The 23,683-nt window shown below is 44.1% G+C and carries 17 protein-coding genes; 5 read left to right on the top strand and 12 right to left on the bottom strand.

All coding sequences use genetic code 11. The features are described 5' to 3' along the window. The first annotated feature begins 111 nt into the window (after positions 1 to 111). Together PBT90_RS11590 and PBT90_RS11585 are read left to right on the top strand one after the other, a co-directional pair. Positions 112 to 2,373, top strand: a complete 2,262-nt coding sequence (locus PBT90_RS11590; RefSeq protein WP_270129408.1) for an aconitate hydratase — start codon at positions 112 to 114, stop codon at positions 2,371 to 2,373. Positions 2,374 to 2,607: 234 nt separating this feature from the next. Next, positions 2,608 to 4,833 (top strand): ATP-binding protein, encoded by a 2,226-nt coding sequence (locus PBT90_RS11585; RefSeq protein ID WP_264810737.1) that lies wholly within the window; start codon positions 2,608 to 2,610, stop codon positions 4,831 to 4,833. On the opposite strand, the gene PBT90_RS11580 is transcribed toward PBT90_RS11585, so the two are convergent. The 7 genes from PBT90_RS11580 to PBT90_RS11550 all read right to left on the bottom strand — a co-directional run bounded on the left by PBT90_RS11580 (position 4,821) and on the right by PBT90_RS11550 (position 16,138). Further along, on the bottom strand, positions 4,821 to 5,750 hold the full coding sequence (locus PBT90_RS11580) for a tetratricopeptide repeat protein (protein ID WP_264810736.1): 930 nt from the start codon (positions 5,748 to 5,750) through the stop codon (positions 4,821 to 4,823). The two genes, PBT90_RS11585 and PBT90_RS11580, sit on opposite strands and share 13 nt — an antisense overlap. Beyond that, a complete protein-coding gene (locus PBT90_RS11575; RefSeq protein ID WP_264810735.1) occupies positions 5,740 to 6,858 on the bottom strand; it encodes an AI-2E family transporter in 1,119 nt (372 codons plus the stop codon). Before PBT90_RS11575 ends, PBT90_RS11580 begins: the two co-directional genes overlap by 11 nt. Before the next feature lie 33 nt (positions 6,859 to 6,891). Beyond that, a complete protein-coding gene (locus PBT90_RS11570) occupies positions 6,892 to 8,928 on the bottom strand; it encodes a M3 family metallopeptidase (RefSeq protein ID WP_264810733.1) in 2,037 nt (678 codons plus the stop codon). A gap of 227 nt (positions 8,929 to 9,155) precedes the next feature. Next, positions 9,156 to 11,585 (bottom strand): zinc-dependent metalloprotease, encoded by a 2,430-nt coding sequence (locus PBT90_RS11565; RefSeq protein ID WP_264810732.1) that lies wholly within the window; start codon positions 11,583 to 11,585, stop codon positions 9,156 to 9,158. Positions 11,586 to 11,651: 66 nt separating this feature from the next. After that, positions 11,652 to 13,751, bottom strand: a complete 2,100-nt coding sequence (locus tag PBT90_RS11560) for a helix-hairpin-helix domain-containing protein (RefSeq protein ID WP_264810731.1) — start codon at positions 13,749 to 13,751, stop codon at positions 11,652 to 11,654. Beyond that, positions 13,751 to 14,569, bottom strand: a complete 819-nt coding sequence (locus PBT90_RS11555) for a PorV/PorQ family protein (protein ID WP_264810730.1) — start codon at positions 14,567 to 14,569, stop codon at positions 13,751 to 13,753. Before PBT90_RS11555 ends, PBT90_RS11560 begins: the two co-directional genes overlap by 1 nt. A 105-nt stretch (positions 14,570 to 14,674) precedes the next feature. Continuing rightward, complete coding sequence (locus tag PBT90_RS11550; protein ID WP_264810729.1) at positions 14,675 to 16,138, bottom strand: POTRA domain-containing protein; 1,464 nt, start codon at positions 16,136 to 16,138, stop codon at positions 14,675 to 14,677. Positions 16,139 to 16,200: 62 nt separating this feature from the next. On the opposite strand from PBT90_RS11550, the gene yidD reads away from it, so the two are divergent. Next, entirely contained in the window at positions 16,201 to 16,425 is a 225-nt protein-coding gene (gene yidD, locus PBT90_RS11545; protein ID WP_264810728.1) for a membrane protein insertion efficiency factor YidD, read from the top strand. Here the strand turns inward: yidD and PBT90_RS11540 are convergent. From PBT90_RS11540 to PBT90_RS11520, 5 genes are read right to left on the bottom strand one after another with little or no spacing between them, the layout of a single operon-like run. Beyond that, positions 16,422 to 17,525, bottom strand: coding sequence for a prolipoprotein diacylglyceryl transferase (locus PBT90_RS11540; protein ID WP_264810727.1), 1,104 nt, complete (start codon positions 17,523 to 17,525; stop codon positions 16,422 to 16,424). The genes yidD and PBT90_RS11540 overlap by 4 nt on opposite strands. 10 nt (positions 17,526 to 17,535) lie before the next feature. After that, positions 17,536 to 19,365, bottom strand: coding sequence for an NAD(+) synthase (gene nadE, locus PBT90_RS11535; protein WP_270129401.1), 1,830 nt, complete (start codon positions 19,363 to 19,365; stop codon positions 17,536 to 17,538). A gap of 33 nt (positions 19,366 to 19,398) precedes the next feature. Further along, positions 19,399 to 20,139 (bottom strand): ribonuclease III, encoded by a 741-nt coding sequence (gene rnc / locus PBT90_RS11530; protein ID WP_396127636.1) that lies wholly within the window; start codon positions 20,137 to 20,139, stop codon positions 19,399 to 19,401. An 8-nt stretch (positions 20,140 to 20,147) separates the two neighbouring features. Next, a complete protein-coding gene (gene fabF, locus PBT90_RS11525) occupies positions 20,148 to 21,398 on the bottom strand; it encodes a beta-ketoacyl-ACP synthase II (protein ID WP_264810724.1) in 1,251 nt (416 codons plus the stop codon). A gap of 19 nt (positions 21,399 to 21,417) precedes the next feature. Continuing rightward, positions 21,418 to 21,654 carry an acyl carrier protein gene (locus PBT90_RS11520; protein ID WP_057940051.1) on the bottom strand — a complete coding sequence of 79 codons (237 nt, stop codon included), beginning with the start codon at positions 21,652 to 21,654 and terminating at the stop codon, positions 21,418 to 21,420. A 152-nt stretch (positions 21,655 to 21,806) separates the two neighbouring features. Here PBT90_RS11520 and PBT90_RS11515 point away from each other — a divergent pair, with 152 nt between their 5' ends. Next, entirely contained in the window at positions 21,807 to 22,235 is a 429-nt protein-coding gene (locus PBT90_RS11515) for an IPExxxVDY family protein (protein WP_264810723.1), read from the top strand. Positions 22,236 to 22,242: 7 nt separating this feature from the next. Continuing rightward, on the top strand, positions 22,243 to 23,667 hold the full coding sequence (pyk, locus tag PBT90_RS11510; protein WP_270129391.1) for a pyruvate kinase: 1,425 nt from the start codon (positions 22,243 to 22,245) through the stop codon (positions 23,665 to 23,667). Positions 23,668 to 23,683 lie beyond the last annotated feature (16 nt).

Below are 23,683 nucleotides of genomic sequence, written 5' to 3'. Positions count from 1 at the left end.
ATAAGGATCAAGGATGTCTTACTGTTGATGTTAGGTACTAGAATATTGGGCTATATTTCTATATTTGCAGACGAAAAATTGAACCTTTTACCTAACAAAAATCCCTATATAATGGCTTTTGATATTGAAATGATCAAGGAAGTGTATGACAGATACCCAGAGCGTATCGCTGCAGCCCGCAAGGCAGTAGGTCGCCCTCTGGCCTTGACAGAAAAGATTCTTTATGCACACCTTAGTGAAGGAGTAGCGTCTCAGGCATACGATAGAGGTGTCTCCTATGTTGATTTTAAGCCAGATAGGGTTGCGATGCAAGATGCGACTGCCCAGATGGCTCTTTTGCAATTTATGCAAGCCGGTAAAAGCCAGGTGGCAGTTCCGTCTACTGTGCATTGCGATCACCTGATCCAGGCAGAGGTAGGGGCTGAGAAAGACCTGAGCCAAGCCAAAGACAAAAACAGAGAAGTTTATGACTTCCTTTCTTCAGTTTCTAATAAGTACGGCATAGGCTTTTGGAAGCCTGGTGCTGGTATCATACATCAGGTAGTTTTGGAAAATTATGCATTCCCAGGCGGAATGATGATCGGTACAGATTCGCATACCCCAAATGCCGGTGGACTCGGTATGGTCGCGATTGGTGTGGGTGGTGCTGATGCTTGTGATGTGATGGCTGGGCTTCCTTGGGAGCTGAAATTTCCTAAACTGATAGGGGTAAAACTGACCGGGAAACTTTCTGGTTGGACTTCTGCAAAAGACGTGATCTTGAAAGTGGCTGGTATTCTCACTGTAAAAGGTGGAACCGGTGCTATCGTAGAATATTTCGGAGAAGGAGCCAATTCTCTTTCTGCCACCGGAAAAGGTACCATCTGTAACATGGGTGCTGAAATCGGGGCTACGACCTCGATTTTCGGATACGATGAAAAATCTGCCGCATACCTAAGTGGTACAGGAAGAGCGGATGTGGCTGAACTTGCCAATGGTATAGCTGAGCACTTGACCGGCGACCCTGAAGTTTATGCAGATCCAGCCAAATACTTTGATGAAGTTATCGAGATTAACCTTTCTGAACTGGAGCCTCATGTAAATGGCCCGTTCACCCCAGACCTAGCTTGGCCTATTTCTAAGTTTGCTGCTGCCGTGAAAGAAAACGACTGGCCGGCAAAACTAGAAGTGGGTTTGATCGGATCTTGTACCAACTCTTCCTACGAAGATATCTCACGAGCTGCTTCTCTCGCTCAACAGGCTGTGGACAAAAAGCTTATCGCTAAATCTGAATATACCATTACTCCAGGATCGGAGCAGGTAAGATATACGGTAGACCGCGATGGATTTTTGGATACCTTCGGCAAAATGGGCGGTGTAGTGCTGGCCAATGCCTGTGGACCTTGTATCGGGCAGTGGGCTAGACATGGGGCTGAAAAGCAAGAAAAGAACTCCATCATCACTTCCTTCAACAGAAACTTTGCGAAGCGTGCAGATGGAAACCCTAATACCCACGCTTTTGTAGCTTCTCCGGAAATTGTAACTGCATTGGCTATCGCAGGTGATCTTACTTTCAACCCTCTGACAGACGCTTTGGTGAACGAAGAAGGTAAACAAGTGAAACTGGATGAACCAGCTGGCCTAGAGCTTCCTACCAAAGGATTTGCAGTGGAAGATGCTGGCTATCAAAAACCTGCTGAGGACGGTTCAAGCGTAGTGGTTTCAGTAAGTGAGACTTCTGACCGTTTGCAGCTTTTGGAATCTTTCCAACCATGGGAAGGTACCGACCTCAAAGGCTTAAAGCTGCTGATCAAAGCTAAAGGAAAATGTACTACAGATCATATCTCTATGGCAGGTCCATGGCTGAGGTTCAGAGGCCACTTGGATAACATTTCTAATAATATGCTGATCGGGGCTGTAAATGCCTATAACGACCAGACCAATTCCGTTAAAAATCAGTTGACTGGAGCGTACGGTGAAGTACCAGCCACTCAGCGTGATTACAAAGCAAATGGAATCGGATCAATCGTAGTTGGTGATGAGAATTACGGAGAAGGATCTTCCCGTGAGCATGCCGCTATGGAGCCTCGTTTCTTGGGAGTTCGTGCCATCCTAGTGAAATCCTTTGCTAGAATCCATGAAACAAACCTGAAGAAGCAGGGGATGCTAGCCTTAACTTTTGTCAATCCTTCAGACTATGAACTGATTCAGGAGGACGATAGCATTGATATTCTTGGACTCACAGACTTTGCTCCAGGTAAGCAACTGCAAGTGGTCTTGAATCATGCTGATGGGTCATACGATACCATTCAGGTGAATCATACTTATAATGAAGGTCAAATTGATTGGTTTAAAGCAGGTTCTGCACTAAACCTAATCAAAGCGAAATCATAACAACTAGGTTTAATTCAGTGAAAAAGCCGTGGTCATCCCACGGTTTTTTTTTGTCCTGAAATTTGGTAAAACTACCCCTTCACCCGGCTTGGTCGTTTGCTTTTTGTCAAATATTCTTCCAAAAAATATATTTGTAAGGCAAAAAGCTTGATATGAAATGCATATTGGTGTATGTTTGTGTTATTGTAAAATGCAATTCACCAAGGGGGATTCACATTCCCTAAAAAATCCATCATGCAGGGAAATAGTATCAACAACATTTTCAAAAAGATCATCCTAGAATCCTCTGAGATGGTTTTTTTGGCAAATGATTTTTACCCTTATGAGATTTTTTATACGAATGAATCATTTGAAGAAAATATTGGGCATAGCCTGAAAGACAAAACGCTGATTCAACTTGGCATTGATGTGAATTCCTTTCTCTTCAAAGAGCAGATTTTATTTGAATTTGAGGGAAGTAAATATGAATTCAGCTTTGAACAGCCACAGGACAATTCTTCCAATTACTACCTATTCTATAAAGGCAAAACCATCACCACCAATGGCCTGCCTACCCAGGAAGAGTTGCTTCAATTACTCAATGATGCTCAAGAAGCCTATGTGGTGGCCAAGCCAGATGGAGAAGTGTGCTTTTCTAATAAAAAGGCACTTTCCTTGTTCGGGTTTTCTCAGGACGAAAAACTCTATCATTTGAGAGAAACAGGGTTCCTGTTTAGCGATAGGAATCTGTGGAGGGAATGGCTGAAGCTCGGAAAAGAGCAATTGAAAACTGCTTCACTAGTAAGTGGAAAGGAGAATGAACTTATCCTGGAAATAAATGCCACTCCCGCTGACTTGGACAATAATGAACTTATTCTGCTGAGTTTTAAGGATATTTCTGACAAGGTAGCCCTTGAAAAAAACCTGGAAGAAAGCAGCCAATTTTTGAAAAATCTAACCGATCAGGTGCCTGGAGGCTTATACCAGATGGTATTGGATCAGGAAGGGAAGATGAGTTTTTCCTTTTTGTCCAAAGGAATAGCCACGATTTTGGGAATGAGTCCAGAGGAAATCACCAGCTTTTCTGATATTTCCAGTGCTATAGCCAAAGTCCACCCAATGGATTTGGGGCAGGTAGTTATGAGTTCTGTGAGCTCCGCAAAAACCCTACAGCCATGGCAATGCCAGTTCAGGGTCAAAAGAGGCGATTCAGAAGATTATCATTGGGTATTGGGTGCTGCTAGACCAGAAGTGTTGTCCAATGGAGATATGGTTTGGTATGGGTATTTGACAGATATCACTGCCCAAAAAGAATTTGAGACCCAGCTGGATGATTCCAGAAAAGCGGCAGAAAAAGCCAATCAGGTTAAATCGGAATTTCTATCCATGATCAGTCATGAGTTGAGAACACCATTGAACGCAATATCGGGATCTACCTACTCCTTGATGCAGGATAATCCTCAGCATCACCAAAAAGACGCCCTCACTACGATCAACTTTGCGGTAGAAAACCTGATCACCATGATCAATGATCTACTTGATTTTCAAAAAATAGAAGCCGGTAAGCTTAAGATTGAAAAGGCTCCATTATTACTTGATTCTCTGGTGAATCAAATCATACAGGGCTTATCATTCCATGCCAAGGATACCAAAAATACCCTAGCTCTAGAGATGGATGAAGGCTTGGATATCCTAGTGAATGCAGACAAAACCCGATTGGCACAGGTTCTCAATAATTTAATTACCAATGCCCTGAAATTTACCAGAGATGGGAAAGTAGAAGTGAAAGTGAAGCTGATCGATAAAATGGACTCGAGAGCTAAAGTTTACTTCCAAGTGAAAGACTCAGGAATAGGTATAGCTCCAGAAGATCAAGAAAGGATTTTTAATGACTTTGATCAGGTAAAACCCACTTTCAGTACCAAATATGGAGGAACAGGCTTAGGACTATCGATTACCAGAAAGCTACTAAACCTTATGGGAAGTGAAATCCACCTGAAGTCTAAAGTGGGAGAGGGAAGTGAGTTTTCTTTTGAGTTGGAGTTGGATGTCATGAATCAGCCACTTTCTGACCCGGGTAAAGTAGGTTTGATCCCTAGCACTATTTCCTCTTTGCATTTACTCCTGGCAGAAGATAACGATGTCAACGCACTCGTACTGGGTAAGATCATCAAGAAGTGGGGGTATAGTTTTGAACGTGTGCACAATGGCAGAGAAGCCGTAGAAGCTGTAAAGAAAACTGATTTTGATTGTATTTTGATGGATATTCAGATGCCTGAAATGGATGGATTTGAAGCCACAGCGGCCATCAAAAAGTTTTCAGACCTGCCGGTAATTGCCCTGACTGCCGCCGCGAAGCTGGAGATCATGGACCGCATCAACGAGTATGGGTTTGATGGGTTCGTAGCCAAGCCGATCGATGCCTCGGAATTGTTGAAAGTGATTCGGGAGGCTATTTTAGAGCGGAATCAAAGCGCCTGAGCTTTTTCAAGATACTCAGTTACCAGTTCCATTTCTGGATAGTTATTATTCAGTTCTTCTAAGTACTGTAGCGCAGTGGTTTTTTCTCCTTGCATCACATAGTAAATCCCCTTGTTTCGGAGCGCATATGGATTGTTTGAGTCCATTCTGATGCTTTGGTTAATTAACTCCAAACCTTGCTCTGTATCGCCTAAGAACAGCAGGTATAAGCCCTTATTATTATAGAAATAGGCTTGGCCATTATTTAATGTTATGGCCTTTTCCACTTCTTCCAGCGCCTTTTTATACTGGTCCTGGTCAAAGTAAATCATGGATCGTAGATTGAAAAGATTGGCTTCCATAGGATTGTTGAGCTCAGCTTTTTCCAGAATTTCTAATGCTGAGTCAAAATCCTTCAAGTAGTACAGCATGGTCGCCTGGTTTACCTGCAGGTCAGAATTATCAGGGTTGAGATCCGAAGCCTTTTTAAAGGAGTCCAGCGCGGCAGAATATTCCTTTAGCTTCTCCAAAACCAAGCCGTTCAGGAAGTGACTTTTCCAGTTGTCCCCATCATTGTTGAGAAGAAATGCAGCATCTTCCCTGGCTTTGTAAAACTCCCCGTTATCCAGGTAATTCAGGCCTCTTTGGAAGTATGCGTCTCGGTAAGCAGGCTTGTAAGTTATGGCCAAAGTCAAATCCGCAATACTTTCCTGAAGTTGGTTGAGCTGCAGATGCGCCACTGCTTTATTGTAATAGGCATCTGCATACGTGGAGTCAATTTCTATGGCTTCCGCATAAAACTCCATTGCTCCTTTTGGATCATTCTCATCCAGTTTCTCGTTTCCTTTCAGGAGAAAACGGCCTTTTTTGTTTTCCTCCGTGTCGCAGGATATCAATAGGCCACATAGAGCGATGCCAATAACTATTTTACTTTTCATTTTCGTTTTCTACTTCTTCGGCTTCTTGTTCCTCTTCAGAATTCTGGTTTTCAACTTTTTCCTCTCCCAATAGTAAAGCAAAGGGTCTGGTAGCATCAGAAAGATCAAATATTTCCCGCAAAATGGCCATCATAGGAATCACCAGGATCATCCCTGCCACTCCCCATATCGTACCTCCTATAATCAAACCTAGGAAGGTGATGAATGCATTTAGATTGACATTTCCTCCTACAATCTTTGGTGTGAGAATATTACCTTCTATCATTTGGATAATCTGATAGCTGACTAATACCCCTGCAGGATAGAATAAACTATCCTTGGTCAGGAAGGAATAGACCATTGGGAGCATGGCACCAAAGAAGGGGCCTACATAAGGAATGATATTCAGTATAGCCCCCAAAGTCCCAAAAAACACCGCATGCTTGATGCCTAAGATGGAGAATGCAGTGATGTTCAGAATCGCCAAAATCCCCATTACCTTCACCACGCCTACTATGTAATTTAGGATTACTTTTCTCAGGCTGGTGATCCGCATTTTGACCAGTTCGGGATCTTTATCTCTATAGATCTGAATTATTACCTGAGTGAGATGATCCCTATACAGGAGGAAAAAGAACATGAAAACAGGAATCAGTACCAAACCGGTCATCGAACCCACGGTTTTCAGTGCGAAGTCTGATATGCTGGAGCTGTTTTCAGTGAGGATATTTTTCAGATAATCTGTATTGGCTTTGTCCCGAAGTGCCGCGTCGTAAGCAAACGTTTCCTGGGTCCAATCATCAAACTCCCTGGCATATTCCGTAATCCTACCGGAGACATTATCAAAATCTTTGGTAAAACTAGCCACATTACTGATCACGAAAGTCAACAGTCCACCTACAAGCGCGGTCATCATCAGAAGTGAAATCACACAAGATAGGATTCTCGGTACTTTTTTGGACTCCAGCCACATTGCTAGCGGAGTGAATAATATGGCAAAGAATCCCCCCATGAATAAAGGTACCAGCAGGCTTTTGCCTACAATGAGGAAAAACACTAATACAATGATGAAAATCATCACTGTCAGCGCTTTAAGGTATGGCGGCATTTTATAACCTGTGGAAGTCATGGGAAAACAAGTTCAGTTGATTGAAGATAAGGCTTATTTCGAAATTAATCCGGCACGCTTCAGTAAGGCATCCTGCTTCGGTTCCCTGCCTCTGAACCTCTTGTAGAGTATGGACGGATGCTCAGTACCGCCGGCAGAAAGAATATTTTTCACAAAGGATTTGGCTGTTTCTTGATCAAAAACACCCTTCTCCTGGAATAGCTCAAAAGCATCAGCATCCAGCACTTCAGCCCATTTATAGCTGTAATATCCGGCGGCATACCCACCCTGGAAAATATGTCCGAAAGAAGTACTCATTACTGTACCTGGTACCTTGGGCAGTAGGTCTGTAGGTTCCATTATTTCTCTTTCAAATGCGGGAACATCCTGAATCTGAACTGGGTCCTGACTATGGAAAGCCATATCCAATAACCCAAAACTAAGCTGTCTCAGGGTTTGGTAGCCTTGCTGGAAGTTTGCAGCTTTTTTGATTTTTTCTATCAGGTCTTCAGGGATTTTCTCACCGGTCTCGTAGTGTTTAGCAAAGAGATCCAGACATTCCTTTTCGTAACACCAGTTTTCAAAAATCTGCGAGGGAAGCTCCACAAAATCCCAGTAAACACTGGTTCCCGAAAGAGATTCGTAACTACCCTTTGCCATCATTCCATGCAGCGCATGTCCGAATTCATGGAACAGAGTGGTCACCTCATTGAATGTCAATAGGCTGGGTTTGGACTTGGTAGGTTTGGTGAAGTTACACACAATGGACACATGCGGACGCACTTCCTGTCCGTTTTTCAGGCTTTGCCCACGATAGCTGGTCATCCAGGCACCGTTTCTTTTGCCAGGTCTTGGGAAAAAGTCCGCATAGAATACTGCGAGGAAATTTCCATTGCTGTCCTTGGCTTCATAGGCGGTGACGTCTTTGTGATAAACCGGGATGTCCGGGTTTGCAGTGAAGGTGATTCCGTAGAGTTTTTCTGCCGTTAGGAATACGCCATCAATGGCCTTTTCCAGTTGGAAAAATGGGCGTAGCAGCTCATCGTCAATTTCGTATTTCTGTTTTTTGAGCAATTCGGAATAATAGGCAAAGTCCCATCTTTCCAATTGATCCAAGCCGTCAAGCTTCTGGGCATAGGCAGCTAGTTCGGCTACTTCTTCTTTCCCCTTAGGCTTGGCCTTTACCAGCAGTTCATCCAAAAAGGACATCACCTGGGCAGGACTTTTTGCCATTCTTTCTTCCAGCACGAAATCCGCGTGGCTTTTGTAGCCTAAAAGTTTTGCACGTTGATGCCGGAGATTCAGGATTTCTTTGATTATTTCCTGGTTGTCCAGTTCATCACCCTTTGCGCAGCGCGTGCCAAAGGCCATAAACAGGGTTTTTCTGAGTTCCCGGTTTTTGGCGTAGGTCATGGCTGGAATATAGCTTGGATATTCAAGTGTGAAAGCCCAGTTGCCAGGTTTGCCTTTTTCTTCTGCTATTTGCGCAGCAGCTTCTTTGATGCCCTCAGGCAATCCATCCAGATCCTTTTCTTCCGAAACGAAGTGCACATATTTGTTGGTTTCGGCCAGTACATTTTCGCCAAATTGCAGGGAGGCTTTGGCCAGGCTTTGGTCCAGTTGCCTTAATTCTTTTGCTTTCTCAGTATCTAATTTTGCGCCATTTCTGACGAATGATTTATAGGTCTTTTCTAATAGCGTTGTCTGTTCCGGGCTGAGTTTCAGGGTTTCCTTTATTTCAAAAACCTGAGCTACGCGCTGAAATAACTCCTGGTCTAGCAAGATGTCATTGCTATGCTCTGTCAATAGAGGGGAGATTTCTCTTGCCAATGCTTGAATCTCATCATTGGTTTCGGCAGAATTCAAATTGAAAAATATGCCTGAGATGATTCCTAGTCGCTTACCTGATGCATCCAAGGCCTCAATTGTATTTTCAAATGTAGGCAGTTCTTGGCTTTTTATGTTTGCTATGTCCTGCTTTGCTTCGCTGATAGCTGCTTTAATCGCAGGGAGGAAATGATCTGGGGTGATTTTATCAAAAGGGGCAGTTTCAAAAGGAGTGGTGAAATCCACCAATAATGGGTTGCTCATACAATCAAAGTAGTTTGGATAGTTTAACAGGGAGTGGAAAAGAAAGTTTCTTTTTCCGCACCTATATGAATCAATCTGCCAGCAAATTTATCAAAATACTAGAGATTGGTCCCATCACTTGGCATTGCAGTCGGTCAATTGTACCTCAGGATGAATCAAACTTATGGCTTATACTAAAAAAACCTGCTGTGCGGCAGGTTTTAAATCTATTTGTTCAGCTAATTTCTTTAATAATCGAAATCACAGCTCATGATATCCATCCCAATGGGGGAACCGTCTGGTGCTTTAAGGGTTTCCTGAACCGTAAGCTCCTCTGGCAGTTCCAAAAAGCTTTGGATTTTTTCGCCGAGGTACATGGCGTGCTGGTCTGCGGGATTCCAACTTTCATTTGGACGGCCATGGCGATTGGAAATGGAGTGTAACCTTCCTCTTGCTATTGCTCTGACGGTATTGGACACCTCAGCGTTTTTTGCTAAAGCGATCAGGTGATCCACATATTTGGATTGGGTCATTAGGCTTATCTCTAGGCTGAGATCTCCAGTTTTGTTGCTCCCAAAAACCTGCTCCTCCATTTGTGTAAGCATTTCATTCAGACCAAACAATCTGCTGTCCTGCAAATGCTGCAGGTATACCCTGTTCACTCTTGCACCATTGAGCATAAAATCAAAAGTAAGGTCCACTATGGCTTCTGCCGGTGCTATAGGGTCAAATATCGGACTTACTCTGGATACAAATGTTTCCCGATTGCTGCCATAGCCAAAGGGTCTAGGTGGAATTAACTTCAGGATATGGTCTGGCACAAGTAGGTTTTCGGTAGAGATGGTTTTGAGTAGGGTTTCCAGAGCAGCCTCCTGATCAGCCAGGTGTACTAAACCATGATTGGGCTGATTGTCGCCTTTTATTTTGTATCTATAGTCTACACCTCCAATAAGCTTGGCTGTAGCTTCAATCTGATACCGGTGCATGAGGTACAGTGGTACAAATATCTCTTCCAAAAGCGCATGCGGCTGGCCTTCAGGGATGGCATTCAGTCCAAATGTCTCCATTCTATTAGCTCTTAGACTTAGCATTCTTTCCAGTTCTTCAGGGGCACTGCTGCCATTGTCCCAAAGGTGAGACTGAGGATGCGCACCACTTGTAGCTCTGGAGTCTGAGTCTGTGATAAACTGATGTCCGGCAGCATAGGTGTCGGTAAGGGTTTTTTCAATAAATTCTTCCTCACTCACTCCCGGGGCAGGTACACCGTACCCGTAGGTGATGGCCCATTTGTCCCAAGCGCCGATCTTGTCATCGTAAGCATTACTGAGGTCTAGTTCACCAGAGGCAGTTTCAGTAATCAATGGGTAAGGGTAGTCCATCACAGAGGATCTACCGTCTGCTGAAGTAGCGTAGCTATGGGCCAGACCTATGGTGTGACCGATTTCGTGTGCAGATAATTGTTTTAACCTGGCCACTGCCAATTTCAGCATCTCTGGATTTGCCGGTGCTCCTTCCTCAAAGGGCTGTAACAGTCCCTGAGCGATCAGGTAATCCTGCCTTACCCGTAGCGATCCCAAAGAAACATGTCCTTTGAGAATTTCCCCAGTCCTGGGATCACGTACACTAGCCCCATAGGACCAACCTCTGGTAGAGCGATGAACCCACTGGATTACATTGTAGCGAATATCCATTAGATCCATGCCTTCTGGAGCAAGCTCTACCCGGAAAGCATCTTTAAACCCAGCGGCTTCAAAGGCCTGACTCCACCAGTTTCCTCCCTCGATAAGGGCTGAAGCTACTGGCTCTGGAGTGCCCCGGTCTAAGTAATAAATGATAGGTTCCACTACTTCTGAAACAGCAGCGCTTGGGTCTTTTTTGACTAACCTATGTCTGGCGATAAACCGCTTCATGATGGGTTCAGCTATAGGAGTGGTGAAATCCATGTAGGAAATACTTCCAAATCCGCCGCGCGGGTCAAATTCCCTAGGCTGATATTCATCATCAGGAAGCTGTATAAAGGAATGCCGCTGCCTTACAGTCACCGCATCCGGACTAGGCGTGACCGACCTTAGGTAAGATCCGGTGGCCTGACCAGTCAAAGTAATAGTAGCTTCCACTTCTGTGTTTTCCGGAAAGTTTTTGGTCATGGGGAGATAAAGAGCGGAGCGACTTGCATCTGTTCGAAATGAACCTTGTCTGCCTCTGCTCAGTCGATCAGCGACTCCATGGGCATCCTGAAGGTAAAAGCTAGTGGCGTCTACTATGATTTTTTCACCTTCAACTTGCGTGATTTCGAAGCCCCACAAGACGGATTCAGCAAAGGCATCTTTGATAGATTGTACCTCCGCAGGATTGTCAGAGTAAGCTCTGAAGTCGTAATTTAAATGTACCAAAAAGACCTTGTTTCCGGTCTTTCTGAATTCCACGATTCTGGTGTTCCCTAACTGCCCACGGTCCAGACCGATGTCATTGGATCCTATTCCGGCTGTCAGGGAGTTGACGTATAAAAACTCCTCATCTAGCTTGTCTATTTCTAGATATATTTTCCCTTTTTCTTCATCCAGATAAAAAGGAACGAATCCATCCTGCTTGTTCATTTCGGATAGATTTAGGCTTTGTCCATAGGCTAGTTTTAGCGAAAACAGCAAAAATGCACCGAGTAGTAGTTTTTTATTCATAGGGTTTGGTGGTTTGATGACAAATTATCAAAAATCTAAGGCCAGATGAATACCATTGATGGAAATTTAAGGATGAAGCATGTACCTGAGCATAAAAGTAGTTTCAGTCTGGGCGGAACCTTCTATAGTCTGTAAGCCTGAGCTTATGCTTTCCCGGTCGGTGTAGTTGGTTTTGGCAAAGCGGAAATACGCAGTGAGCTGGGGAGTAAGTTGATGCTGAGCTACCACATAATAGCGCATCCCCTGGCCAAAGTACGGAGGGATGGAAAAGGTCCAGAGTACATTGTTTTCATAAGCATAAAGTCTAGAATCGTAATCATCTGTGTCGAATAGTGCAATTCTTCCCGTGATTCTGGATTTTCCAAATTGATACTGCGCATCTTGAAACATCAGAAAGCCTGTACTTTTTTTCTCATTAAAGTTGATCCTGGAAAATAAAATCCTTGACCTGATGAAAAAGGCTTTGTTGACCTGATATTGAAAACTCAGCGTACCATTGACCTTGTTTACCGGCTTCACTTGGTAGGTCAGGGCAGGCTCACCCGAGTCTGCTAGATTTCTGTCTTTTTGTTCTTCCCGGATCTGAAAAAATGCACTGAGGGACCGGTTTGGGCTGAAGGTAATTCTGCCTAACCATTCATACCCTACCGATGGTGCATACACCCGGTACCGCAACCAAGGGAACTTGAAGAAATCGTAATAGGCATTGATTTTCCACTTCGAAATAGGCTTGATCTCAACCCCCAAATACACGCCCTGCTCATTTGCAGGCCGTGTCGCTTCTGCAAATGCATTGGCATAAAAACTGTGAAAGTCGCGCGAGTATTTCCTCCAAAGCAAAGAAAAGTCAATCTGCCTACTAAGACTGGAAACCAGGCCTAAAATGGTGCCTGTTCCTCCAGATGCAGATTGCGCGCTTTCTCCAAAAAAGAAGAAATTCTTCCAATTGTAATTCAGGTAAAGACTTGCGACTGAGTTTTGTTTACCTGCAAAATCAAATTGATTGTAAGGAGTGGGCGTTTTTACCCAAGGGTGATCAAAACGGGTAAACAGGTAATTTGTGCCTACTTGCAGTTTGGAATTGGGAGCAAACTGTACGTTTCCACCCAGACTAAATTCACGGAATTGATTTTTGGTGCTCAATTCACTCTCTGTTCTGTGCAGGCCACTCTGGTTAAATGAACTTATGGTCAAATCTTCATTTTCTAAGGTGTCCCGCTCCGCTGCAATCCTTCCATCCCTTGGCGCAAAAGAAGCAATGAGGCTGGCCTGCCATTTTCCGCTTTGGTAGGTGATCCCCGTGCCCCTAAAAAAGCCAAATTCCAGCGCTGCAGTGTAGGGGAGGATTCCCACACTGCTTTTTCTCACTGTAGGCACAGTTTCAGCACCTTTGCCCAAGCCATAGCCGGCACCAAAAACCAGCCCTTGACCAAATTGAGCCTGAAAATCACCTAAAGCAATGGTTTTCCATTTGCCGATATAATATTTCACCAGATGAAATGACAGAAAGTTAAAGCCATAACGGGCAGATTTTGTTTCCCATTTAAACTGCTCTCCGGGATCTTTGTCCAGTGTGATTCCAATACTGAAGTCTCTGGGATGTTGGATTCTAAACCTGAGGTATAAATCATTGGGATCGCCCAGATAGCGACTGGAAACTTTACCCGTGGAACTGGTATCAGCAGGCGTAAAACCCCGCCGCTTTTCCCATACCCTTCGGTGTCGGAATAGGAGGTAGGCTTGATCTTCGGTGACTATTCTCTTCCACAGCGGTTGTGTTTGGGTATTTAGCCCTGCGGAAATACTGAGAAAAGGCAGGATTCGCTGGATGGTGTTGAGGTCAAAACCAGGAACTGCCTGCAACTCATACAGGGAAATCAGTGGGCCATTATTCTCCCGATACGCAATGAGGTTGTTGATTTGATCTGGTGCCAAAAGGTAACTTGCTGCGAGCACCTCTGCACTGGCTTGGTTAATGGCTATTGGGTTTTGGTACAACTGAAAAAGTACCTCGTAAATGGATTCGAAATCCAGATCATCATCCTGAACCGGGAACAGCCGTTCAATAAAATCTTCAATGTCTATTTCTTCCCGCGGAGGATTTTGGGCCAAAACCCATGGAAGTGAAAGTACTATAAACCAAAACACCAGCGCAATCCTCAACATCACTTTCCCAATTTGAGCCCTAAACTAATATGATGTGTGGTACCCAGAGGTTGGTTTTGCCCATATGCATAGTCAAAACTCAGTTGATCCAGCTTAATTCCTAGTCCAAAGAACATCCTCGAAGGATTGCTGTTGATGCCTGTGCGGAGTAAAACCCAATCACGAAGGACATACTCAATCCCCAGCTTGACTACTGGCTTTACCTCAATATCTTTTTCCACCTCGGCCTGAAGCTGAAGTTGTGGTACGGGTTGGTAGTTGATGCCCATGGAAATCCCAGTAGGCAATCTTTCCTCTGTTGCCTGACTTAGTTTTGCCCGGTTTAAATTGAAAAAGCTCGCTCCAATTGAAAACTCAGGGCTTAGCTCGGCGATACCTCCCAGGCTAAGAATTAGATTATTGCCGGTTCCGAAGCCTTCCATTTGGGTTTGAAACCACTCCGCCTTCCCTCCGATGGCCACAATGCCCAGCTTATTGGCAAAGGCGATTCCGAGACTTTGTTGATTGAATAGCTTTCCTCCAAAGCGTGAAACGCCAAGGGCTAGTACTCCGTGTTCGGTAGGGAAACTGCCAGTGAGATCCAAAGTGCTCAGCTCTTTGAGCCCATACCTATGGTCAAATCCCGTGGAGATCTGCGCTTGCTCTAGATAGGCTAAGCCACCAGGGTTATTGAAATAGCTCCAGGCATCCTTGCCGTGCACACGCATATTTCCCATGGCTTGAGCCCTGGCACCATGAACCTGTGTAATGGGGCTGATCTGCGCCATTACGCTAGTCTGAATTAAAAGCAGGAAGCTTAGAAAAATCAGATGCTTCATGATAGCTGAAAAAAAGTGCTTAACTAATTTAGTTAAAAACTTGGTTTTCAGATAATTTTGGCCTGCTTTATTTTTTAAGTTTTAGCAGAAGGTAGAGAAGCAAGATTAGAAGGGAGCATTAAAATTGAAGAAGAAATTCCCCTCTCCACTGTTGTTGAAAGAGTATTCAAACCTCAATACAGCATCATAGAATCCTACCAGATCTATCCCGGTTCCATACCCCATCAAGTACTTGTTGGCGAGTCTGGAGTTTTCAGGGATATGATTTCTATCCTTCACATAGCCATGATCAAAATTGGCGCTGAGGTATAGGCGAATAGGAATGGTATTGAACTGCTCCAGGCTGATCATGTCAGATAGGTCGATTTTCCAGTCTACAAATTTCCACCTAAAACTGTTTTTGTGAACATACAGCTGCTGCCCTTCGACTACATTTAACTCATAGCCTCGAATGAAATTTGGGCGATAGCCAATTCCTCTCACTAAAGTATAAGGCTGGCTTTGACTCAGAAACCAATCTGCAGTAAGCCCGGTGTTGAAGTGAAACTTATCAGATATTTTGAAATATTTATTGGCAGTCAGATTGACCTCTACTTCATCGAGTTCCTCGGTGTAGATGATGCCGTACTTGGTCACCGAAGCCTGAAGGAACTCCCCACTGGTAGCATAGGATACATTGTCCCTGCGGTCGTGTCTGAAGGTGTAGGTGGCGTAGGCATACCGCAGTTTATTGCTACCATGCTGAAAGTAATCGGGGTTGACTTCCAGCACCTCCGGATCCACCCAGGTATTGCTATAGCCCAAGGTCAGAAAATGGTAATTGTAGTAACTCCTTCTGTAGGTGTACCGAAGTGCTGCCGCAAAGCTTTTCTTGATGATATCCTCATTTTCATCCGTGTAAAAGACCTGCTTGTTGTATTCGGATTTGAGCGGAATAGTTTTGTTTTCACGGAAATTGATCTGAGCGGCCAATCCATGCTTTTGTTTTTTATCAATGTATGGAATGCTGTACTGTAGGTCTAAGGCTTTGGTGAAACCCAGCTGACCTGCAAACTTCAGTTTTTCATTTCTTCCACCCACATTGCTATGGCTGAGGCGTAGGCCAAAGTTGACTCGGGAAAAATCCCTGCCCTGATTGGTCCACCATTCGGCAAAGTTTCTATCTGCCAACTCAAAAATAATCTGCGGTAAAATGTACCAACGCTCCTTGACGGTGATCAAAATCTCTACTTCACTGTCCCCGGTGATCAGAGGTGTGATGTCCACAGAAGTAAAGAGCTGCAGGTTATAAATTTTCTTTTCGTCGGCAAGGAGAATTTCCAGGAAGGTGTTCCAATCGTAGTAAAACCCGGTGCTGAAATCCAGTTCGCGGAGTATCACGCTCTTTCTGGTTTTCTCATTTCCTATGATGAAAATATTATTGACCTTCACACTATCCGGGGTAGAGGATAGTTGGGCTGGTGCCAAAGATGTATCTCCCTGCGCCTGAGCAGTAGGTCCCCAGCTAAGCCAGAGAAATGCAAAAGCAATGAAAGCGAAGTAAATGCTATTTTTATTCTTGAGGATCAAGAGGGAATTCTGATTGGTGATATTTGGTTACTTTTGAATCCGCCTGCAACATACGTTTACTTATGGCAAAATCCATACTTCGAAAGATAGCTATATTTCCAGTCTTGGTCTATCAATATACCATTTCCCCACTGTTTCCTTCAAGTTGCCGTTTTACACCTACTTGCAGCCAATATACTAAGGAAGCGATACTGAAGCATGGTGTATTTCGTGGGGGCTGGATGGGCATCAAAAGGATTGCCCGTTGCCATCCCTGGGGAGGGCACGGACATGATCCTGTCCCTTAAATTTTTTCTGGCTTTAAGCCACTTTTTAGCGCTCTTCCTACCAGAATGATGCCGGCTATTACTAATGGAATACTGAGTAACTGCCCCATGTTAAAGGCCATGGAATCTTCAAAATCCACTTGGCTTACTTTGAAGAATTCCCAGATAAAGCGCATCCCAAAGACAGAAATCAGAAATAATCCTAGCAATATGCCTTCAGGAAGGCGTTCCTTGTACTTGTTCCAAATGGAGAATAGAACCAGGGAAATCACGAAATAGGAGATGGATTCATAGATTTGGGTTGGGTGCTTAGTTCTCCCAAAAGTTCTGACCGTGACCAAATAGTGGTCCCCCTTGTCTTTGATAGCCATATCAAGAGGAGATTCCACTGGCTCAGCTAGGTATTCTTGACTGCTGGCAAACTGGGTCAATGCATATTTAATGTCCCGAGTAAGTGTGTTTTGCAGATCTTCCAGCTCATACTGTCCCTTGTTGATTTTCAGGTCAATATTTACTGGCACTATTCCATTGTCCACCTGCTCGCTTGCTCGGTCATCTGGCTTGTAGGGGTCAATGGACTCTACGGGTACTTTCAGGGTAGAGAGTAGCTCTTCAGTATCCCAGGCATATACGATTCCATAATCGGTTCCGGTATCCTTTCCTCCAATTTCGGAGTTCATCAGATTTCCAAATCGAATCAGTGCACCGGTCATGGCTGTCACGATCACTATCCGGTCCACTACCCATAAGTAGCTCTGCCCTGGAGTTCTTTTGGCGTAAAGCCAAAGTGCAAATAAGATCGCAAAGGCTGCACCATGACTGGCCAATCCACCTTCCCAGACTTTTAATATTTCTATAGGATTGCTGAGGTACTTGGCCGGTTCATAGAACAGCACATGGCCAAGTCTGGCACCTATGATAGTGGCCAATACCATGTAGATGGTCAGTTTATCGACCAGCTCAGGGTTTTGTCCTTCCTTCTTGAAGAAATGAACCATGAACTGCTGCGAGATGACAAAGCCTGCTGCAAACAAAATACTATACCATGGAGGTCTGGACCAGCCAGGAATTACAGATGGGTTTGGATCCCAAACGATATAGTTCATGATTAATTCTAGCATAGTTTCTTTTTTAGAGTTGGTCTAATAGTTCTAATTCTTCAGTAAACCCACCGGAAAGAATAGGGAATCTGTACCAGGTTTTTGGGTCCACATTAAATTCATCCAAGTGGAAAGAAGGAGCCAGGCGTTCCCGCTTCCATTGGTTTCGGGACCAAAGTTGGAAGAATTTTTTGATATAACTTTTTAATACCACCGGTTCTATATCGATCTCCTCGATTAGAATCTGATATACGTCCATAGGGGATCTACGGTCGCGAATGGCATTTTTTTCTATTTCCACGATGATGGAGTAAGGCATAAGGTCTTTCTCATCGGTCTGGGTACGGTCCAGAGGCCTCAGTTCAGCGGTAGGTTGTAGGGAGTTGACCTTGGATAGCCCTTCCCGACCCAGTTCCTTTTCTGCCCATTGCAGCCACTGCAGGACAAAATACTTGTCCACTGCAGCAATAGGTGAAATACTTCCTGAAGTGTCTCCATCCATAGTGGCATAACCTACGTCGCCTTCGCTTCTGTTGGAGGTGGCTAGGAGCAGGGCATTGTTCAGATTTGCGAGCATCCAGATGATAGGGGCACGGCTTCTGGCCTGAATATTCTGAAGGGTAATGTCGTCGTGTTCCCAGGTTAATTTTCTACCTATGGCTTTCTCTATTTTTGAAGTGTAGGACTTGACCTCCTCATCGATTTCCCAGTGGTAGAAAGTTGCACCTAGGCTTTTAGCTAGATATGCTGCGCTTTCAAAGGTATCAAGGGAAGAGTTCTTTGTGCCCTGATAAGCAGTAGTAAGAATTTTCCCTACTAAATCTGTTTCAGAATTGTTAGAATAATCAAGCCCTGCTTTTTGGCAGAACTTCTCCAGGCCTAGTTCTTTGACCCCTCGATTGACCATTTCTGCTACCAGAACTGCTATAGTCGAGGAATCAGCCCCTCCTGAGAGTGAGAGCACAAAGCCCTTGCTTTTGCTTTTGCGCATGTAGTCATATAAAGCTAGGGAAGATGCTGCTGCAAACTCCTCGTTTTTACTTTGGATCGGAGCGATCTCTTGCACCTTGGGTTCCAAGTAGAAGCTTTTGACCTGTACGTCTTCAAATGAAAGTAATTGGTTTCTAAACAGGAGTTCGCCTGATTTAGCAAGCATGATTTCTCCGTCAAATATCATCCTGCCTGCTTCATTTCCTAAAAGGTTGGCATAGCAATAATAACAGTCAAAGATCCCGGAACTTTCTTCCAGCAATTCTTTGCGAAGCTGGCTTTTTCCCATCGCAAAATGACTGGCGCTGGGATTGAATATCAAATCTACCTTGCGGTCCTGAAGTCTATATCCCGGGCGCATTTTTCCCCGCCAGGCATCTTCACAGATTTCAAACCCATAATGCATGCCTTTGTGATGAAAAGTCAGATCCCCAAAAGGAACTTGCTTGCCCAGAAAGTCTATCTGGGTAACTTCATTGGCTGGCCAGGGCGTAAACCAGCGGAACTCATAATGAACTCCATCAATGGCCAAAAATTGCTTGGCTACAAAGCCTTTTACCACTCCGTTTTCAATTACTGCCACCGCATTATAGACCTTCTCTTTGATCCTAATGGGAAGTCCTACAGCTACGGTGATATGCTGGCAGTGTGGGAGCAAGCTTTCTAGCTGGGCCAGTGCTTTTTTGGGATACCAATAGCTCAAAAAGAGATCTTCAGAACCATAGCCTGTAATAGCCAGTTCTGGGAGGCAAAGGACCTCCACCTCTTGCCTTTTAGCCTCTTCTATGGCCTGTATGATCCGGTTGAGATTTCCTTTCCAGTCTAGGGGAGTCTGGTTGACAGTGGCACCTGCTATTTTGATTGGAGTCATGTAGCGTAATTAATGAAGCTCAAAAGTACTCAGCTAAGTGGCAATATTTAAGGTTTCGCAGGCATTTTTGGAGGCTTCCTGTTCAGCTTTCTTTTTGGTACTGCCTTTTCCTTGCGCTACTTCACCACCTTCGACCATCAGTGCCACGATAAACTCTTTAAACCTCTGATTGCCATTTACCCGAAGTACTACGTACTCTACTTCCTTGTTTTCCTTTTGCGACCACTCTATGATTTTACTTTTATAGTTCGTCGTGGTGGAGATCATACTTTCCACATCGAAGTGCAGAAGGATGCGTTGCAGGATGAATTTTTTGGTAAAATGATAGCCTTTGTCCAGGTATATGGCGCCTAGAAATGCCTCCAGCATATCACCGAAAAGTGATTTGTTTGCGGTGAAGTTTCTATCGCCTATTTCTAGGTCTAAAGCTTTTCTGAGCCCGATTTTTATTCCTGTGGAATTAAGGGTCTCCCGGTTGACCAGTTTGGATCTGGTTTCTGTAAGAAAACCCTCATCTCTGTAGGGGAATTTGAGAAAGAGATACTCGGCAATGACGGCTCCCAAGATGGCATCGCCTAGAAACTCCAGTCGTTCATTTGAAATCCGAAATCCTTGGGAGGTTTCTTCGCCCAAGCTTGAAGGGGTGAGTGCCAGCTTGTATAGGGATAAATTAAAAGGCCTGCTCCCCGTCATCAGTTTGATGGAGGCAGCAAGCCTTTTATCTTTTTTACTCAAGAAGAGATTAGTAATTCCGAGGTTTTGAAGCAATTTCAAAATCGGGCTTAATTATACTTCTTGAAAATGACAGAACAGTTGTGTCCTCCAAATCCAAAAGTATTGCTTAACACATAATTAAGATCTCTCTTTTGAGCTTTGTTGAAAGTCAAATTAAGCCTAGGATCAAAGCTTTCATCATCTGTGAAGTGATTGATCGTAGGAGGCACCATGCCTTTATTCAATGCATGAATACACGCGATAGCTTCTATAGCACCAGCTGCTCCGAGCAGGTGACCAGTCATGGACTTGGTACTGCTAATGTTCAGCTTGTAAGCATGCTCTCCGAAAATCTGCTGGATGGCTTTGATTTCTCCTACATCACCTAGTGGTGTAGAAGTACCGTGGACATTGATGTAATCAATCTCTTCAGGTTTCAAATTGGCATCTTCCAAAGCGATTTTCATCACATTGCTGGCACCCAGTCCTTCCGGATGTGGTGCAGTGATGTGGTAAGCATCGGCAGTCATTCCGCCACCGACTAGCTCAGCATAGATTTTGGCTCCGCGTGCTTTTGCGTGCTCATATTCTTCCAGAACCAATGCTCCAGCTCCTTCACCCAATACAAAACCGTCTCTGTCCTTATCAAAAGGTCTGGAGGCAGTCTCAGGAGAATCATTTCTCTGGGAGAGGGCTTTCATGGCATTGAATCCACCAATACCCGCTTCAGTCACTGCCGCTTCGGATCCGCCGCTGATGAAAACATCTGCTTTGCCCATTCTGATGTAAGTAAATGCATCAATCAGGGCATTGGTGGCGGAGGCGCAGGCAGAAACTGTTACAAAGTTTGGACCGCGAAAACCATATTTAATAGATATAAAACCGGCGCTGATATCAGCGATCATCTTGGGGATAAAGAAAGGATTGAACCGCGGTGTGCCATCTCCCTGGGCAAAGTAGGTCACTTCGTCCTGGAAGGTTTTTAACCCGCCGATTCCTGATCCCCAGATCACTCCGGCTCTGGATGTATCGATTTTTTCAAGATCCAGTCCAGAATCTGCCATAGCTTGATCTGCAGAGATCATGGCATACTGAGTGAATGGATCCATTTTTCGAGCTTCCTTTCGATCAATAAATTGCTCTATGTCGAGATTTTTTAGCTCGCAGGCAAATTGGGTTTTGAAAAGGGATGCGTCGAATTTGGTAATCGGCGCAGCACCGCTCACACCATTAGCCAGTCCCGTCCAGAATTCATCTGCGGTATTGCCTATTGGTGTGAGGGCACCTATACCTGTTACAACAACTCTTTTTAAATTCATGGAATGAATTTAGGAATTATTATTTTACGTTAGCTTCCAAGTAGGTTACTGCTTGTCCAACAGTACCGATCTGCTCCGCCTGATCATCTGGAATAGAGATGTTGAATTCTTTTTCGAATTCCATAATCAATTCTACAGTATCAAGAGAATCAGCACCAAGGTCATTGGTGAAGCTTGCTTCTAGAGTTACTTCAGACTCTTCTACGCCAAGTTTGTCAACAATGATGGCTTTTACTTTTTGTGCAATTTCAGACATTTTGTGATCAGTTTAGTTAATAACACTTCGCAAAGAAATATATTTAATGCCTAATTGACAAAGAAAAGAACGAAGTAAATTTTTATGCAATTAGTCATTCCTCCAAGTTGGAATATAATTTCTAACTTTGTTTTCATTCATTTTCTTCCTCAATGAAGAAGACCAAACTACTAGTAGAACATACGTATGACTTTGAGCTTTTAGGGCTTGTATCCCCTGTAAAGGACTATAAAATGGCCTGGCTGATCAATAGGGATTTACAGCTGGATTTGGTGCAATGGGAAGATCTTGAACTGGAATTTATGACCGCTCCTACGCTGAAAATCTCCCAATATTTCCTTTCTTTACCCCATGGATTTGTTCAGCTGCTGAAAAATAAAGCCCTAAACTCCACCAATCAGGTAGCCTACCTGGTGCCCGAATTGAAATCAATGGACTATTTCCTTTTACTGCAGGACGAGACCTTTCAAATAAGTATTAATACATTTGCCAACCAGCTGGCGAAAAACCCATTCATTCAAAACGTGATGAAGCTGGATGTAAACAAACTAAAATCAAAAGAAAACCTATTAACATATTAATTCTCTAATGAGCAATTTCAATAAAACCAAGATTCTCGCTACTATAGGCCCTGCTTCCAATAATTATGAGACGATAAAAAGTTTGGCTGCCGCTGGAGCTAATGTGTTTCGTCTTAATTTTTCGCACGGTACTCATGACATCCATGCTGAGGTCGTGAAAATCATCCGTAGGATCAACAAGGAAGAAAATTTAAATCTTGGGATTTTGCAAGATTTGCAAGGCCCGAAAATCAGAGTAGGAGAGGTTGAAAATAATGGGGTGGAAATAAAACCGGGAGAGACCATTACCATTACCAATGACCCTGTGGTAGGGAGCAGTAGCCTGGTAAGTACCGTCTATCAAAATCTCCCCAATGATGTGCAGACCGGTGATAGAATCCTGATTGATGATGGGAATCTGGAAGTGGTAGTGATAGATACTGACGGTAAAAATGTAAACTGTACTGTGGTGCATGGGGGGATCCTGAAGTCTAGAAAAGGAATCAACCTGCCCAATACCAAGGTAAGCGCGCCTTCACTGACTGAAAAAGATATAGAAGACCTGGCCTTTGGCCTGGAAATGGAAGTGGATTGGATTGCACTTTCTTTCGTAAGATCTGCAGAGGACATAGAAGACCTGAGAGAGCGAATCGAAGCGCAAGGTAAAGTATGTAAGATCGTGGCAAAAATCGAAAAGCCTGAGGCTTTGGAAAATATCGACGCGATCATAGCAGCTACCGATGCCATCATGGTGGCTCGTGGAGACCTGGGAGTGGAAGTTCCTATGGAGATAGTTCCATTATGGCAAAAGAGAATCGTAGAGAAGTGTAAACTGGCCTGCAAGCCGGTGATCATCGCTACTCAAATGATGGAGAGCATGATCGTGAATCCTCGTCCTACCCGCGCAGAGACCAATGATGTGGCTACAGCTGTACTCGATGGAGCTGATGCAGTGATGCTTTCAGCAGAAACAGCCTCTGGAAAATACCCGGTAAATGCGGTTAAAGCCATGAGCAGCATCATCAGCTACCTGGAAGAAAATGCAGATATCTATCACAACCTTTATAAAATAGCTGAAGATGACGACACCTTCCTCAGCAATAATTTGATTTTGATGGCTTCTAGACTTTCTAGAAATGTGAAAGCCAAAGCCATAGTGGGAATTACCGCATCCGGTTTCACTGGCTTTAGAATAGCATCCCACAGACCTTCTGCCGATGTATTCGTATTCACTAAGAATAAGCCTTTGATTACGCAGATGAGCCTGGTATGGGGAGTAAGAGCGTACTTCTACGAAGACCAGGTATCCACTGATGCCACCTTCAAAGACATTGAGAACACGCTGAAAAAGGACGACCACGTGAATTCTGGCGATGTCATTGTCAATACGGGTAGCATGCCCCTGAAAGCAAATGGTAAAACCAATATGCTAAAAATCCACATTGTGGAATAAGAAAACCATACCTCCA

It is taken from the genome of Algoriphagus sp. TR-M9, assembly GCF_027594545.1.
Taxonomy (GTDB): domain Bacteria; phylum Bacteroidota; class Bacteroidia; order Cytophagales; family Cyclobacteriaceae; genus Algoriphagus; species Algoriphagus halophytocola.
This window is presented reverse-complemented; position numbering and strand designations above follow the sequence as displayed.